Below are 14,481 nucleotides of genomic sequence, written 5' to 3'. Positions count from 1 at the left end.
ATATGCACGCGAAGCTAGGGTGTGGTGCTGAGGACGTTCAGCGAGACCTGTGGGGAAGCCAGTGCGTGAATACCTGCTGACGCTCTGCATCACGGCCGCGGTGACGTATCTGCTGACTGGGCCGGTACGCAAATTCGCGATCGTGGCCGGAGCCATGCCGGAGATCCGGGCCCGTGACGTGCATCGGGAACCGACCCCCCGGCTCGGCGGTATCGCCATGTTCTTCGGCCTGTGCGCGGGCCTGCTGGTCGCCGACCACCTGGAGAACCTCAACGAGGTCTTCGCCAAGTCGAACGAGCCCCGGGCACTGCTGTCGGGTGCCGCGCTGATCTGGCTGATCGGCGTGCTGGACGACAAGTTCGAGATCGACGCCCTGATCAAGCTCGGCGCCCAGATGATCGCCGCGGGCGTGATGGTCATGCAGGGTCTGACGATCCTGTGGCTGCCCGTCCCCGGCGTCGGCACGGTCTCGCTCACCCCGTGGCAGGGCACCCTGCTGACCGTGGCGCTGGTCGTCATCACGATCAACGCGGTGAACTTCGTCGACGGCCTCGACGGACTCGCCGCCGGTGTGGTGTGCATCGCGTCGGCCGCGTTCTTCATGTACGCGTACCGGATCTGGTACGGCTACGGCCTGGAGGCCGCGGCCCCGGCGACCCTGTTCGCGGCGATCCTGATGGGCATGTGCCTGGGCTTCCTTCCGCACAACATGCACCCGGCTCGGATCTTCATGGGCGACTCGGGGTCGATGCTGATCGGACTCGTGCTCGCCGCGGGCGCCATCTCGATCACCGGGCAGGTGGACCCGGACGCGATGAACCTGTTCTCCGGTTCCGAGCGCGAGACGGTCCACCAGACCGTCCCGGTCTACATCCCGCTGCTGCTGCCGCTGACGATCATCGCGATCCCGGCCGCCGACCTGGTGCTCGCGATCGTGCGCCGCACCTGGCGCGGACAGTCGCCGTTCGCCGCCGACCGCGGTCATCTGCACCACCGGCTCCTGGAGATCGGCCACTCGCACAGCCGGGCCGTGCTGATCATGTACTTCTGGTCGGCGCTGATCGCCTTCGGCGCCCTGGCGTACTCCGTGAACTCGGCGTCCCTGTGGATCGTGCTCGGCATCGTCGCGCTGAGCGCGGTCGGCCTCGTGCTGCTTCTGCTGCCGAGGTTCACACCGCGTGCCCCGCGCTGGGCCGAGAGCTTCGTCCCGCCGCGCTACCGGCGCCGCCGCGACGGCGAGCTCCCGGAGCCGGAGGCATCCGCCGCATGCGAGGCGGAGGAGGAACCGGAGCCGGAGTCCGAGCACCTCGCGCCGATCACCGCGGGTGTCAACGGGGCCACGGCCATGAGCACCCGGCTCCGGCCGGCCCGGCACAAGGCCGAGTCGTCGCGTTGACCTACAAGGTAAGAATCTGACTAACGCATTGCCTACCCGTGAGGGTGCAAACGGTTGCAATACCAGACAACTCGCCCCGCCGCCCGCGCAGACGCGCAGGTTCACCCTCATGTGTGACGGCGAGCACACCGTCTAGGTAAAGACCGCATCAAATAGTTTGTGATACGGTTCACGAGAACCCCCGGGACAGAGCCGATGGGCCCAGTGAGAGGGACCCTCGGTGTGAGGACCCCACTCGGCCCGGGACTACGCTCGTCCATGACGACACCCTGCCCCCCTGTGAAAGCGGAGTTGCCGCCATGCCGTCCAATGACGCCCGGAACCTACTGCAGACCGCTGTGCCCACAGCGGCCGTCGGCGTGATCGCCGTGGCCGCCGGTGGTGTGGTCGCGGGTGGCAAGGGGGCGCTCGGCGCGGGTGTCGGCGTGGTGCTGGCCATCGTCTTCATGGGGATCGGACTGTACGTCCTGCAGTGGACCGCAAAAACGCTCCCGCATCTGTTCCAGGCCATGGGCCTGATGCTCTATGTCGCACAGCTGCTGCTGCTTCTGATCTTCGTGGGCCTCTTCAGGGACACGACCCTCTTCAACGCGAAGGCGTTCGCCCTCTCGCTCGTCGTCGCGACCGTCGTCTGGATGGCCGCGCAGGCTCGTGCGCACATGAAGGCCAAGCTGTTCTACGTCGACCCGGACTCCCAGGAGCGCGAGAAGTCCCAGAAAGCGGGCTCCGCGACGTGAGGGGTAGGGCCGGGATAAAGACGTGTGAGAGATCCTGCTATCGTCCGGTGCCAACTGCGGCATCGCGGGCGCGGGCACTTGAGCTGACGCCTGCTCAATCGCGAGGCTCGAGGGCCCCAAGCCGCCCCCACATCCGTAACACCAGTCCGGTGCCGACCCGCGGCTGCGCGCCGCGCCGACACAACGAGGTTGCCGTACCCATGCGTCACGCCGAAGGAGCCCGCGGTGAGTGCTGACCAGACCCAGCTCGCCTTTGACTGGAGTTGTCGGGTCCTGTCCGACAACGGGTGCGGTTTCCCGGCCCCGGGCCTGCAGTCCTTCATGTTCAAGCCGCTCGCCACGGTGGGGGGCTTCGAGTTCAACAAGGTGATGCTGCTCGCCCTCCTTGCCACCCTCGTCATCGTCGCCTTCTTCTGGGCCGCCTTCGGCAAGGCCAAGGTCGTCCCGGGCAAGGTGCAGATGATCGGCGAGGCCGGCTACGACTTCGTGCGCCGCGGCATCGTGTACGAGACGCTGGGCAAGCGCGAGGGCGAGAAGTACGTCCCGCTCATGGTCTCGCTGTTCTTCTTCATCTGGATCATGAACGTCTGGTCCGTGATTCCGCTGGCCCAGTTCCCGGTGTCGTCGGTCATCGCCTACCCGGCGGTGCTCGCCGCGATCGTCTACATCACCTGGGTGGTGCTGACCTTCAAGAAGCACGGCTTCGTCGGCTTCTTCAAGAACGTCACCGGCTACGACAAGTCGCTCGGCGCGGTGCTGCCGCTCGTGATGGTCATCGAGTTCTTCTCGAACCTGCTGGTCCGCCCGTTCACGCACGCGGTGCGACTCTTCGCCAACATGTTCGCCGGTCACCTGATGCTGGTCATGTTCACCGTGGCCTCCTGGTACCTGCTGAACAGCTGGCTGGTCGTGGGTGCCGGCGTCTCCTTCGTGATGACGATGGCCATGATCTGCTTCGAGCTCTTCGTCCAGGCCGTCCAGGCGTACGTCTTCGTGCTCCTCGCCTGCTCCTACGTTCAGGGCGCTCTCTCCGAGCACCACTGATCCGTACCACCTTCGCCCACCCCGAGACGTCCGGTGGCCAACCCCCACCGGTCCATGAAAGAGAAGGAAGAACCGGCATGTCCGCTCTTGAGACCCTCGCCGCCACCGCTGGTGTCCACGGCTCCGTCGGCTCGATCGGCTACGGCCTCGCTGCGATCGGCCCCGGCATCGGCGTCGGCATCATCTTCGGTAACGGCACGCAGGCCCTGGCCCGCCAGCCCGAGGCCGCCGGTCTGATCCGTGCCAACCAGATCCTGGGCTTCGCCTTCTGTGAGGCGCTCGCCCTCATCGGCATCGTTATGCCGTTCGTGTTCGGTAAGTAATCAGCTCTTACCCGACACGAATCGACGAAAGGCACTGATGTGATCGCCAACCTGGTACAGCTGGCGGCCGAGGAGACGGAGCAGAACCCGCTCGTCCCCCCGGGCCCGGAGCTGCTCGTCGGCACCATCGCCTTCGCCATCGTGTTCTTCTTCTTCTGGAAGAAGCTGCTTCCGAACATCAACAAGGTTCTGGAGGAGCGTCGCGCGGCGATCGAAGGCGGTATCGAAGAGGCCGACGCCATGAAGGTCGAGGCCCAGAGCGTCCTTGAGCAGTACAAGGCCCAGCTCGCCGAGGCCCGGCACGAGGCCGCGCGTCTGCGCCAGGAGGCGCAGGAGCAGGGTGCCACCCTCATCGCCGAGATGCGGGCGGAAGGCCAGCGGCAGCGCGAGGAGATCGTCGCCGCCGGCCACACGCAGATCGAGGCCGACCGCAAGGCCGCCGCTCAGGCGCTGCGACAGGACGTCGGCACGCTGGCCACCGAACTGGCCGGCAAGCTCGTCGGTGAGTCCCTCGAGGACCACGCCCGGCAGAGCCGCGTCATCGACCGCTTCCTCGACGAGCTCGAGGAGAAGGCCGAGGCCGCGCGATGAACGGAGCGAGCCGCGAGGCCCTGGCTGCCGCACGCGAGCGTCTCGACGCGCTGACGGACTCGACGTCCGTGGACGCGGCGCAGCTCGCCGACGAGCTGGCCGCCGTCACCGCGCTGCTCGACCGCGAGGCGTCGCTGCGTCGGGTCCTCACCGACCCGGCGCAGCCCGGCGAGGCCAAGGCCGAACTGGTGCAGCGCCTGCTCGGCGCACAGGTCGGCGGGCCGACCGCGGACCTGGTGTCCGGCGTGGTGCGTACCCGGTGGTCGCAGCCGCGCGACCTGGTGGACGCGCTCGAGGAGCTGGCGAACCTCGCCGACCTCACCGCCGCCGAGAAGGCGGACGCGCTCGACGACGTGGAGGACGAGCTGTTCCGGTTCAGCCGGATCGTCTCCTCGAACACCGGGCTGCGTGCCGCGCTGACCGACCGGGCCGCGAGCGCCTCGGCCAAGATCGAGCTGCTGCGGCGGCTGATCGGTGGTCGCGCCAACGTGACGACCGAGCGTCTGGTGACGCGCCTTGTGACCGCGCCGCGGGGACGTAGCCTGGAAGCGGGACTCGAGTCCCTGTCCAAGCTCGCTGCCGCGCGCCGTGACCGCATGGTCGCCGTCGTCACCTCGGCGGCGCCGCTGAGCGACACCCAGAAGCAGCGCCTCGGTGCCGCACTGGCCAAGCTCTACGGCCGCCAGATGCACCTCAACCTGGACGTGGACCCCGAGGTCCTCGGCGGGATCAGGGTGCAGGTCGGCGACGAGGTCATCAACGGTTCGATCGAGGACCGGCTCGAGGACGCCCGCCGCCGCATGGCGAGCTAGCAGCAACTCCATACGCAGTACTACGGCCCGAGTTGGGCCGTGCAGAGGATTCCTGGGGGTCGCCCCCAGACCCCCACAGAAACTTCGGGCCCAACAAGGAGAGCAGGGAACCCAGATGGCGGAGCTCACGATCCGGCCGGAGGAGATCCGGGACGCGCTGGAGAACTTTGTCCAGTCGTACAAGCCGGACGCGGCCTCGCGCGAGGAGGTCGGTACGGTCACCCTTGCCGGCGACGGCATCGCGAAGGTCGAGGGTCTGCCCTCGGCCATGGCCAACGAACTGCTGAAGTTCGAGGACGGCACCCTCGGCCTCGCCCTCAACCTCGAGGAGCGCGAGATCGGTGCCATCGTCCTCGGTGAGTTCAGCGGCATCGAGGAGGGCCAGCCGGTGCAGCGCACCGGTGAGGTGCTCTCGGTCGCGGTGGGCGAGGGCTACCTCGGCCGCGTCGTCGACCCGCTCGGCAACCCCATCGACGGTCTCGGCGAGATCGAGACCGAGGGCCGCCGCGCCCTCGAGCTGCAGGCCCCCACGGTCATGCAGCGCAAGTCGGTGCACGAGCCGATGGAGACCGGCTACAAGGCCGTCGACGCCATGACCCCGATCGGCCGCGGCCAGCGTCAGCTGATCATCGGTGACCGGCAGACCGGCAAGACCGCCCTGGCCGTCGACACGATCATCAACCAGCGTGACAACTGGCGTTCCGGCGACCCGAAGAAGCAGGTCCGCTGCATCTACGTCGCCATCGGCCAGAAGGGCTCGACCATCGCGTCGGTCCGCCGCGCGCTGGAGGAGAACGGCGCGCTGGAGTACACGACCATCGTCGCCGCCCCGGCGTCCGACCCGGCCGGCTTCAAGTACCTGGCGCCGTACACCGGATCGGCCATCGGCCAGCACTGGATGTACGCGGGCAAGCACGTCCTGATCATCTTCGACGACCTCTCGAAGCAGGCCGACGCCTACCGCGCCGTGTCCCTGCTGCTGCGCCGCCCGCCGGGCCGTGAGGCCTACCCGGGTGACGTCTTCTACCTGCACTCCCGTCTGCTGGAGCGCTGCGCCAAGCTCTCCGACGACATGGGCGCCGGTTCGATGACCGGTCTGCCGATCGTCGAGACCAAGGCCAACGACGTCTCGGCCTTCATCCCGACCAACGTCATCTCCATCACCGACGGCCAGTGCTTCCTGGAGTCCGACCTGTTCAACGCCGGCCAGCGCCCGGCCCTGAACGTCGGTATCTCGGTCTCCCGCGTCGGTGGCTCCGCCCAGCACAAGGCCATGCGCCAGGTGTCCGGCCGTCTGCGCGTGGACCTCGCCCAGTTCCGCGAGCTGGAGGCGTTCGCCGCCTTCGGTTCCGACCTGGACGCCGCGTCGAAGGCGCAGCTGGAGCGCGGTCAGCGGATGGTCGAGCTGCTGAAGCAGAACCAGTACGAGCCGATGGCCACCGAGGACCAGGTCGTTTCGGTCTGGGCCGGCACCAACGGCCGGATGGACGACGTACCGGTCGCCGACATCCGCCGCTTCGAGCGTGAGCTCCTGGACTTCCTGCACCGCAAGCACCAGGGCCTCATGACCTCCATCAAGGAGGGCGCCAAGATGTCGGACGACACGATCCAGGCGATCGACGACGCCGTCGCGGAGTTCAAGCGGCAGTTCGAGACCTCGGACGGCAAGCTGCTCGGCGAGGACACCCCGGCCGCAGCCGCCAAGTGACGTAAGGAAGGGACCTGACTCATGGGAGCCCAGCTCCGGGTCTACAAGCGTCGCATCCGATCCGTCAGCGCGACCAAGAAGATCACGAAGGCGATGGAGATGATCGCCGCCTCGCGCGTCGTCAAGGCGCAGCGCAAGGTGGCGGCCTCCACGCCGTACGCGACCGAGCTCACTCGCGCGGTCACGGCGGTCGGCACCGGCTCGAACACCAAGCACCCGCTGACCACGCAGGCCGAGACGGTGACGCGGTCCGCGGTACTGCTCCTGACGAGCGACCGCGGTCTGGCCGGCGCCTTCAACTCCAACGCGATCAAGGCGGCGGAGCAGCTGACCGAGCGGCTGGAGCGCGAGGGCAAGCAGGTCGACACCTACATCGTCGGCCGTCGTGGTGTCGCGCACTACAACTTCCGTGAGCGCAAGATCACGGAGTCGTGGACGGGTTTCACCGACGACCCGACGTACGCGGACGCCAAGAATGTCGCGGCTCCGTTGATCGAGGCCATCGAGAAGGAGACGGCGGACGGCGGCGTGGACGAACTCCACATCGTCTACACCGAGTTCGTCTCGATGATGACGCAGTCGGCGCTCGGCGCCCGGCTACTGCCGCTCAGCCTCGAGGAGGTGGCGGAGGAGTCGCACGGCAAGGGCGAGATCCTTCCGCTGTACGACTTCGAGCCCTCGGCGGAGGACGTCCTCGACGCCCTGCTGCCGCGCTACGTGGAGAGCCGTATCTACAACGCGCTGCTCCAGTCGGCCGCTTCGAAGCACGCCGCCACACGGCGCGCGATGAAGTCGGCCACCGACAACGCCGGGGAGCTCATCGAGAGCCTCACCCGGCTTGCCAACGCGGCCCGCCAGGCCGAAATCACCCAGGAAATCAGCGAGATCGTCGGAGGCGCCAGCGCCCTGGCCGACGCGACCGCGGGGAGTGACTACTAATGACCACCACTGTTGAGACGGCCACGGCGACGGGCCGCGTCGCGCGGGTCATCGGCCCGGTCGTCGACGTGGAGTTCCCCGTCGACGCGATCCCGGACATCTACAACGCCCTCCATGTCGAGGTCCAGGACCCGGCGAACGAGGGGGAGAAGCGGACGCTGACCCTCGAGGTCGCGCAGCACCTGGGCGACGGCCTGGTGCGCACCATCTCCATGCAGCCCACCGACGGTCTGGTCCGCCAGGCCCCGGTGGTCGACACCGGCGACGGCATCACCGTCCCGGTCGGCGACTTCACCAAGGGCAAGGTCTTCAACACCCTCGGTGAGGTGCTGAACGTCGACGAGACGTACGAGGGCGAGCGGTGGTCCATCCACCGCAAGGCCCCGAACTTCGACGAGCTCGAGTCGAAGACCGAGATGTTCGAGACCGGCGTCAAGGTCATCGACCTGCTGACCCCGTACGTCAAGGGTGGCAAGATCGGCCTGTTCGGCGGTGCCGGCGTCGGCAAGACGGTGCTCATCCAGGAGATGATCTACCGTGTCGCCAACAACCACGACGGTGTCTCCGTGTTCGCCGGTGTCGGTGAGCGCACCCGTGAGGGCAACGACCTCATCGAGGAAATGAGCGACTCGGGCGTCATCGACAAGACCGCGCTGGTCTTCGGTCAGATGGACGAGCCGCCGGGCACCCGTCTGCGTGTGGCCCTCGCGGGTCTGACGATGGCGGAGTACTTCCGCGACGTGCAGAAGCAGGACGTGCTGTTCTTCATCGACAACATCTTCCGCTTCACGCAGGCCGGTTCCGAGGTCTCCACCCTGCTCGGCCGTATGCCGTCCGCGGTGGGCTACCAGCCGAACCTCGCCGACGAGATGGGCCTCCTCCAGGAGCGCATCACCTCGACCCGCGGTCACTCGATCACCTCGATGCAGGCGATCTACGTCCCCGCCGACGACCTGACCGACCCGGCTCCGGCCACCACGTTCGCCCACCTCGACGCGACGACGGTGCTGTCCCGTCCGATCTCCGAGAAGGGCATCTACCCGGCCGTGGACCCGCTGGACTCCACGTCCCGCATCCTGGACCCGCGGTACATCGCGCAGGATCACTACAACGCCGCCATGCGCGTCAAGACGATCCTGCAGAAGTACAAGGACCTCCAGGACATCATCGCGATCCTCGGTATCGACGAGCTCGGCGAGGAGGACAAGCTCGTCGTCCACCGGGCCCGCCGTGTGGAGCGCTTCCTGTCCCAGAACACCCACGTCGCCAAGCAGTTCACCGGCGTCGACGGTTCGGACGTCCCGCTGGAGGAGTCGATCACGGCCTTCAACGCGATCATCGACGGCGAGTACGACCACTTCCCGGAGCAGGCGTTCTTCATGTGCGGTGGTATCGAGGACCTGAAGAAGAACGCGAAGGAGCTGGGCGTCTCCTGACGGCCGCCTGTGGCGGGCCCTTTCCGGGCCCGCGACAGGACTGCCTCTTGGCGAGAGGGGTGGAGAAGCACCTCGTGGGCGCGTTCCCGCGGGGTGCGGTCCGCCCCTCTCCCCACGCCTACTAGAATTCAGACCAACACCCGGCGACCGCCGGGTGGTGACCCGAGGAGCCACCCTTGGCTGCTGAGCTGCACGTCGAGCTGGTCGCGGCCGACCGCAAGGTCTGGTCCGGCGAGGCCACCCTGGTCGTCGCGCGTACCACGTCCGGCGACATCGGCGTCATGCCCGGTCACCAGCCGCTGCTCGGTGTGCTGGAGTCGGGCCCGGTGACCATCCGTACGAGTGATGGTGGAACGGTCGTCGCCGCGGTGCACGGCGGTTTCATCTCGTTCGCGGACAACAAGCTGTCGCTGCTGGCCGAGATCGCCGAACTGTCGGACGAGATCGACGTCCAGCGCGCGGAGCGGGCGCTCGAGCGCGCGAAGTCGGAGGCCGACGCCTCCGCGGAACGCCGAGCGGACGTCCGACTGCGTGCGGCGGCGTCGAGCTGACCACAGCGCGTACGCAATGACGTGACACTCAGCCGCGGCTGGGACCGGAGCAATCCGGTCCCAGCCGCGGCTGAGGCAAATCGGGGTGTTTTTTCCGTTCCGTTACCTAGGAGACGAGGAGGTCGGTGCCGATGGTCCTCGCTCTGACTGTGTGCGGAATCGTGGTCGCCCTCGTGGTGGTGGGGCTGTTCGTCTTCGGTCTGCGCCGCAGGCTCATCCAGCGGTCGGGCGGCACCTTCGACTGCAGCCTGCGCTGGGACGTCCCGGAAAAACCCGACACCAACGGCAAGGGCTGGAGCTACGGCGTCGCCCGCTACAACGGCGACCGCGTCGAGTGGTACCGCGTGTTCTCCTACGCCCCGCGCCCGCGCCGCGTCCTCGAACGTTCGGCGATCGAGGTGGCGGGCCGGCGCAGCCCGGAGGGCGAGGAGGAACTGGCCCTGCTCTCCGACGCCGTGATCCTCGCCTGCCGGCACCGGGGCACCCGCCTGGAGCTTGCGATGAGCGACGACGCGCTGACCGGCTTCCTCGCCTGGCTGGAGGCGGCCCCGCCCGGGCAGCGGGTGAACGTGGCGTAGCCGCAGCCGCTTCCCCCGGACGAAGCCGGTAGGAGCGACCGCGGCCCTGGTGGGGAGGACGTCCTACGACAGGTTGCTGTTGATGGCGCTCACCAGTTCGCCGTTGCCGGTGTCACCACTGAACTCCCAGAAGAACGCGCCGCCCAGACCCTGGGTCTTGGCCCACGCCATCTTGGTGCCGATGGTGGCCGGAGTGTCGTACGACCACCAGTTGCTGCCGCAGTGCGCGTACGCCGTGCCCGCGATGGTGCCGGTGACCGGGCAGGACGTCTTGAGCACCTTGTAGTCCTCGATGCCCGGCTCGTAGGTGCCGGGCGCCGCGCCGGTGGCCGTGCCGCCGGGGGCGTCCTGGGTGACGCCGGTCCAGCCGCGGCCGTAGAAGCCGATGCCGATCAGCAGCTTGGCGGCGGGTACGCCCGCCGCCTTGTACTTGGCGATCGCGTCGGCCGTGGTGTAGCCGGCCCGCGGAATGCCGCTGTACGAGGTCAGCGGCGAGTGCGGGGCGGTGGGGCCCTGTGCGTCGAACGCGCCGAAGAAGTCGTACGTCATCACGTTGTACCAGTTGACGTAGCTCGCGGCGCCCGCGTAGTCGGCCGCGTCGATCTTGCCACCGGAGGAGCCGTCGGCCGTGACGGCCGCGGTGACCAGGGCGGAGGGGCCGAACTTGGCGCGCATCGCGGCCATCACGTTCTTCAGGGCCGCGGGCCCGCTGGTGTCGCAGGACAGACCGCAGGCGTTCGGGTACTCCCAGTCGAGGTCGATGCCGTCGAAGACATCGGCCCAGCGGGGGTCCTTCACCAGGTCGTAGCAGGACTGGGCGAAGGCGGCCGGGTTCTTCGCCGCCTCGCCGAAGCCGCCGGACCAGGTCCATCCGCCGAACGACCACAGCACCTTGATGTTCGGGTACTTGGCCTTCAGCTGGCGCAGCTGGTTGAAGTTGCCGCGCAGCGGCTGGTCCCAGGTGTCGGCGGCGCCGCTGACGGACTGGTCGGCGGTGAACGCCTTGTCGTAGTCGGCGTAGGAGTCGCCGATCGCGCACTTGCCGCCGGTCACGTTGCCGAAGGCGTAGTTGATGTGCGTGATCTTCGCGGCGGAGCCGGACGTCACCAGGTTCTTCACGTTGTAGTTGCGGCCGTAGATGCCCCACTCGGTGAAGTAGCCGAGCTTGACCTTGTCCCCGGTGGTCGGCGGGGTCGTGGTGCCGCCCGTGGTGTGTACCGCGACCGCGCCGCTGACCGGGCCGGTCTGGTCGGCGGTGTCACGGGCCTGGATCGTGTACGAGTAGTCGGTGCCGGCGCTCAGACCGGTGTCCGTGTACGACGTCGTGGTCACGGTGGCGACCTTGGTGCCGCCACGCAGCACGTCGTAGTTGTTGACGCCCTTGTCGTCGGTCGCCGCGCTCCAGGACAGCTTCACCGAGGTGTCCGTGATGCCGGAGGCGGTCGGAGCGCCCGGCGCGGACGGCGGGTTGTCGCCGGGAACGGTGGTGCCGCCGTCACAACCCGCGCCGTTGAGGGAACAGTTGCTCGGTGCCCCCGAACCGGCGCCGTTGAAGCCGAAGGAGACGGAGGCGCCGGGGGCGAGGGTGCCGTTGTAGGACTTGTTCTTGGCGGTCCAGTGGGTGCCGGAGTTCGTCACGTCCGCGTCCCACGCCGAGGTGACGGACGTACCGGAGGGGAAGTCCCAGGTGATCGTCCAGGAGCTGATGCTGGTGGTGCCGGTGTTCTTCACGGTCCACTTGCCTTCGAAGCCGCTGCCCCAGTCCTGGGTCTTGGCGTAGGTGGCGGTGGCCGATGTGGCGGCGTGGGCGGGACCGGCGAGTCCCACCAGGCCGGCGAGCGGAAGCAGCAGGGTGGCGAGCCCTGCCGCGGCTCTGTGTCTGAAGCGCATTCCGCGCCTCCTTCGGTCGTTGTGCGCCAGGGGGTGTCAGGGGCATGACTGAGCCTTCACGCCCAAGTGCCGCGAGAATAGAAAGGTCTGGACCATCGGTCAATAGGTCTGGACCATCGGGGAGTTGGTGGGCGGGAACGCCGAATTCCCCGCTCGCGTCCGGCCGCCGCCGACGCGCAGCAGGGCCGTACGCTGACCGGACTGCAAGGTGATCCGGGAGGGGCGGATGAGTCAGGGCATACGCCCGGGTGCGGTGCTCGTCGTGGACGACGACGCGGCCATCCGCCGTTCGCTGGAGCGCGGACTTCGGCTCGGCGGCTTCCGGGTCCGCACCGCGGGCAGCGGCCCCGAGGCGCTCGCGGCGATCCGGGACACACCGCCGGACGTGCTCGTCCTCGACGTGTCGATGCCCGGTATGAGCGGCATCGAGGTGTGCACCCGGCTCCGCGCCGACGGCCAGGACCTGCCCGTCCTCATGCTCTCCGCGCTCGACGAGACCGCCGACCGTATCGCCGGCCTCCAGGCGGGCGGCGACGACTACCTCGTCAAACCGTTCGCCCTGCAGGAACTCGTGCTGCGGCTGCACGCCCTGCTGCGCCGCAGGCCGCCGGTGGACCGCGACACGCTCCGGGTGGCGGACCTCGTGATCGACCCGGCGGCCCGTACGGCGCACCGGGGCGGCCGGCCGCTGGAACTGACCCGGCGGGAGTTCGAACTCCTCGAAGTCCTCGCCCGCAACGCCGGTCTCGTCCTCACCCGCGACCAGCTCCTGGACCGGGTGTGGGGATACGACTTCGATGTGCGCACCGACGCGGTCGACACCTTCGTCAGCTATCTGCGGCGCAAGCTCGAGGCGCACGGCGGCAGACGGCTCGTGCACACCGTGCGCGGAGTCGGCTTCGTGCTGCGGGAGGAACCATGACCGATCGAGCCGCCCGGCGCACGCCGTCAGGGCCGGCGGAGGAGTCGACATGAGGTTGTCCACCCGCATCGGAATCGCCGTCGGACTCACCGTCCCGCTGCTCGTGCTCGCCTCCGGCTGGCTGCTGCTCCGCCTGGTCGCCCAGGATCTGCACCGGGAGGAGGACCGCCGGCTGCGCGAGCGGGCCGCGGCCGTGCTCCCGGACGCCCGCGCCCTGCTGCGTGCCACGGCCGCGGGCCGTTCCCAGGCGGCCGACACCAGGGAACGGCGGCTCTACAGCGCGGCGCTCGACGTCGGCATACGCGTCGTCGGACCCACCGCTACCTTCACCGGCGGACCGCAGCCAGGCGCCTCGGTGGCGCTGCCGGCGCGGGCCGCCGCACCGGTGACCGTGCGCCGGGCCGGGCACAGCTGGCGGGCGCTGTCCGTGCCGGTCGAGATCGCCCGTGCCCACGGCACCCTCTGGGTGTTCCAGGCCGACACCGCCGACCGGACCCAGCTCCGGCTCGTACGACGACGCGTGGTCATGACGGCTCTGCTCGCGGCCCCCCTGTCCGGTCTGCTCGCCTGGGGCGTCGCCACCGGGGCCACGGGTCCACTGCGCCGGCTCGGCCGCCGCACCGCGGGCCTCGACCCGCGCACGAGCACCACCCGGCTGCATCACGAGCACACCGGGGTGAGAGAGGTGGACGACCTCGCGGACACCCTCCGGACGGTCCTGGCCCGCTACGACGAACAGGCCGCCCGCACCGGTGAGGCGCTGGAGACGGCGCGCTCCTTCTCCGCCGCGGCCTCGCACGAACTGCGCACGCCGCTGATGAGCATGGGCACCAACCTCGACATCCTCACGGGCCACCCGGGCCTGCCCGAACCGGACCGCGCGGAGGTCCTCGGCGATCTGCGCGACGAGCACGCCCGCCTCCTGGGCCTGCTGGTGATGCTGCGGGATCTGGGGCGCGGCGATCTGGTGGAGGCGGAGGCGTTCCGCACGGTGGACGTCGCGGAGAGCGCGGACGCGGCGGTCGCCGAGGCCGGGCGGCGCGCTCCGCACGCCCGGATCGCGCTGCGGTCCGAACCCGGGCTGACGGTGCACGGCTGGGAGCCCGGACTTCGGCTGCTGCTGGACAATCTGCTCGCCAATGCGCTGGCGCACGGACGGGACGTACGGGGCGACGCGTGGGTGGCGGTCGGCATGCGGGGCACCGGCACGGAGGTCGTGATCACGGTGGACGACCGCGGTCCCGGTGTGCCGCCCGAGGCGCGCGAGCGGATCTTCGAGCGGTTCCTGCGCGGGCCGGAGAGCGCCGGGTCGGGTCTCGGCCTGACCCTGGTCGCGCAGCAGGCGGCGCTGCACCGGGGGAGCGTCACGGTCGGGGACGGTCCGGACGGCGTCGGGGCGCGCTTCGAGGTGCGGCTGCCCCGGGTCGGCGGAGAGCTGCCCGGCCGGCGGGACTGGCTGATCGCAGCAGCCGGGGCAAACCGGTCACAGAGTTCCCACAAAGTGGGTTCCTAGCCTCCGCGGCGGAGGACGGACGACGGGCCGTCCGGAACGGA

At 69.1% G+C, this 14,481-nt stretch carries 14 protein-coding genes; 13 read left to right on the top strand and 1 reads right to left on the bottom strand.

What is annotated here, in order from left to right:
* Positions 1-61 precede the first annotated feature (61 nt).
* From ACSHXN_RS14295 to ACSHXN_RS14245, 11 genes are all read left to right on the top strand, one after another.
* Positions 62-1,396, top strand: coding sequence for an MraY family glycosyltransferase (locus tag ACSHXN_RS14295; RefSeq protein ID WP_355133539.1), 1,335 nt, complete (start codon positions 62-64; stop codon positions 1,394-1,396).
* A gap of 299 nt (positions 1,397-1,695) precedes the next feature.
* Positions 1,696-2,133: a hypothetical protein gene (locus ACSHXN_RS14290; RefSeq protein WP_356107003.1), complete on the top strand. Its 438-nt coding sequence runs from the start codon at positions 1,696-1,698 to the stop codon at positions 2,131-2,133.
* 273 nt (positions 2,134-2,406) lie between these two features.
* On the top strand, positions 2,407-3,177 hold the full coding sequence (gene atpB / locus ACSHXN_RS14285; RefSeq protein ID WP_355133566.1) for a F0F1 ATP synthase subunit A: 771 nt from the start codon (positions 2,407-2,409) through the stop codon (positions 3,175-3,177).
* Positions 3,178-3,254: 77 nt separating this feature from the next.
* Positions 3,255-3,500, top strand: a complete 246-nt coding sequence (atpE, locus tag ACSHXN_RS14280; protein WP_059130009.1) for an ATP synthase F0 subunit C — start codon at positions 3,255-3,257, stop codon at positions 3,498-3,500.
* A gap of 39 nt (positions 3,501-3,539) precedes the next feature.
* Entirely contained in the window at positions 3,540-4,091 is a 552-nt protein-coding gene (locus ACSHXN_RS14275) for a F0F1 ATP synthase subunit B (RefSeq protein WP_329509640.1), read from the top strand.
* Positions 4,088-4,903, top strand: a complete 816-nt coding sequence (locus tag ACSHXN_RS14270; RefSeq protein ID WP_355133544.1) for a F0F1 ATP synthase subunit delta — start codon at positions 4,088-4,090, stop codon at positions 4,901-4,903. Before ACSHXN_RS14275 ends, ACSHXN_RS14270 begins: the two co-directional genes overlap by 4 nt.
* Before the next feature lie 115 nt (positions 4,904-5,018).
* On the top strand, positions 5,019-6,611 hold the full coding sequence (gene atpA / locus ACSHXN_RS14265; protein ID WP_355133546.1) for a F0F1 ATP synthase subunit alpha: 1,593 nt from the start codon (positions 5,019-5,021) through the stop codon (positions 6,609-6,611).
* A gap of 21 nt (positions 6,612-6,632) precedes the next feature.
* Positions 6,633-7,550: a F0F1 ATP synthase subunit gamma gene (locus tag ACSHXN_RS14260; RefSeq protein ID WP_355133548.1), complete on the top strand. Its 918-nt coding sequence runs from the start codon at positions 6,633-6,635 to the stop codon at positions 7,548-7,550.
* Positions 7,550-8,986, top strand: a complete 1,437-nt coding sequence (atpD, locus tag ACSHXN_RS14255; RefSeq protein ID WP_355133550.1) for a F0F1 ATP synthase subunit beta — start codon at positions 7,550-7,552, stop codon at positions 8,984-8,986. Before ACSHXN_RS14260 ends, atpD begins: the two co-directional genes overlap by 1 nt.
* A 176-nt stretch (positions 8,987-9,162) precedes the next feature.
* Complete coding sequence (locus ACSHXN_RS14250; RefSeq protein WP_059130015.1) at positions 9,163-9,537, top strand: F0F1 ATP synthase subunit epsilon; 375 nt, start codon at positions 9,163-9,165, stop codon at positions 9,535-9,537.
* Positions 9,538-9,668: 131 nt separating this feature from the next.
* On the top strand, positions 9,669-10,115 hold the full coding sequence (locus ACSHXN_RS14245; protein WP_355139582.1) for a DUF2550 domain-containing protein: 447 nt from the start codon (positions 9,669-9,671) through the stop codon (positions 10,113-10,115).
* A gap of 63 nt (positions 10,116-10,178) precedes the next feature.
* Here the strand turns inward: ACSHXN_RS14245 and ACSHXN_RS14240 are convergent, their stop codons facing one another.
* Positions 10,179-12,005, bottom strand: coding sequence for a glycosyl hydrolase family 18 protein (locus tag ACSHXN_RS14240; RefSeq protein WP_438303193.1), 1,827 nt, complete (start codon positions 12,003-12,005; stop codon positions 10,179-10,181).
* 226 nt (positions 12,006-12,231) lie between these two features.
* Here ACSHXN_RS14240 and ACSHXN_RS14235 point away from each other — a divergent pair, with 226 nt between their 5' ends.
* Positions 12,232-12,927 (top strand): response regulator transcription factor, encoded by a 696-nt coding sequence (locus ACSHXN_RS14235; RefSeq protein ID WP_355139578.1) that lies wholly within the window; start codon positions 12,232-12,234, stop codon positions 12,925-12,927.
* A gap of 49 nt (positions 12,928-12,976) precedes the next feature.
* Entirely contained in the window at positions 12,977-14,440 is a 1,464-nt protein-coding gene (locus tag ACSHXN_RS14230; RefSeq protein WP_383356406.1) for a sensor histidine kinase, read from the top strand.
* Positions 14,441-14,481 lie beyond the last annotated feature (41 nt).

It is taken from the genome of Streptomyces sp. HUAS TT11, assembly GCF_051553595.1.
GTDB lineage: Bacteria > Actinomycetota > Actinomycetes > Streptomycetales > Streptomycetaceae > Streptomyces.
The sequence above is the reverse complement of the archived record's forward strand: the minus strand, read 5'-3'. Positions and strand labels throughout refer to the sequence as shown.

Bases quoted from the DNA above. Each gene is read 5' to 3' on its own strand.
- ACSHXN_RS14230 (WP_383356406.1), top strand. From the start codon at position 12,977: ATGAGGTTGTCCACCCGCATCGGAATCGCCGTCGGACTCACCGTCCCG.
- atpE (WP_059130009.1), top strand. From the start codon at position 3,255: ATGTCCGCTCTTGAGACCCTCGCCGCCACCGCTGGTGTCCACGGCTCC.
- ACSHXN_RS14235 (WP_355139578.1), top strand. From the start codon at position 12,232: ATGAGTCAGGGCATACGCCCGGGTGCGGTGCTCGTCGTGGACGACGAC.
- ACSHXN_RS14240 (WP_438303193.1), bottom strand. From the start codon at position 12,005: ATGCGCTTCAGACACAGAGCCGCGGCAGGGCTCGCCACCCTGCTGCTT.
- ACSHXN_RS14270 (WP_355133544.1), top strand. From the start codon at position 4,088: ATGAACGGAGCGAGCCGCGAGGCCCTGGCTGCCGCACGCGAGCGTCTC.
- atpD (WP_355133550.1), top strand. From the start codon at position 7,550: ATGACCACCACTGTTGAGACGGCCACGGCGACGGGCCGCGTCGCGCGG.
- ACSHXN_RS14290 (WP_356107003.1), top strand. From the start codon at position 1,696: ATGCCGTCCAATGACGCCCGGAACCTACTGCAGACCGCTGTGCCCACA.
- atpA (WP_355133546.1), top strand. From the start codon at position 5,019: ATGGCGGAGCTCACGATCCGGCCGGAGGAGATCCGGGACGCGCTGGAG.
- ACSHXN_RS14260 (WP_355133548.1), top strand. From the start codon at position 6,633: ATGGGAGCCCAGCTCCGGGTCTACAAGCGTCGCATCCGATCCGTCAGC.
- ACSHXN_RS14245 (WP_355139582.1), top strand. From the start codon at position 9,669: ATGGTCCTCGCTCTGACTGTGTGCGGAATCGTGGTCGCCCTCGTGGTG.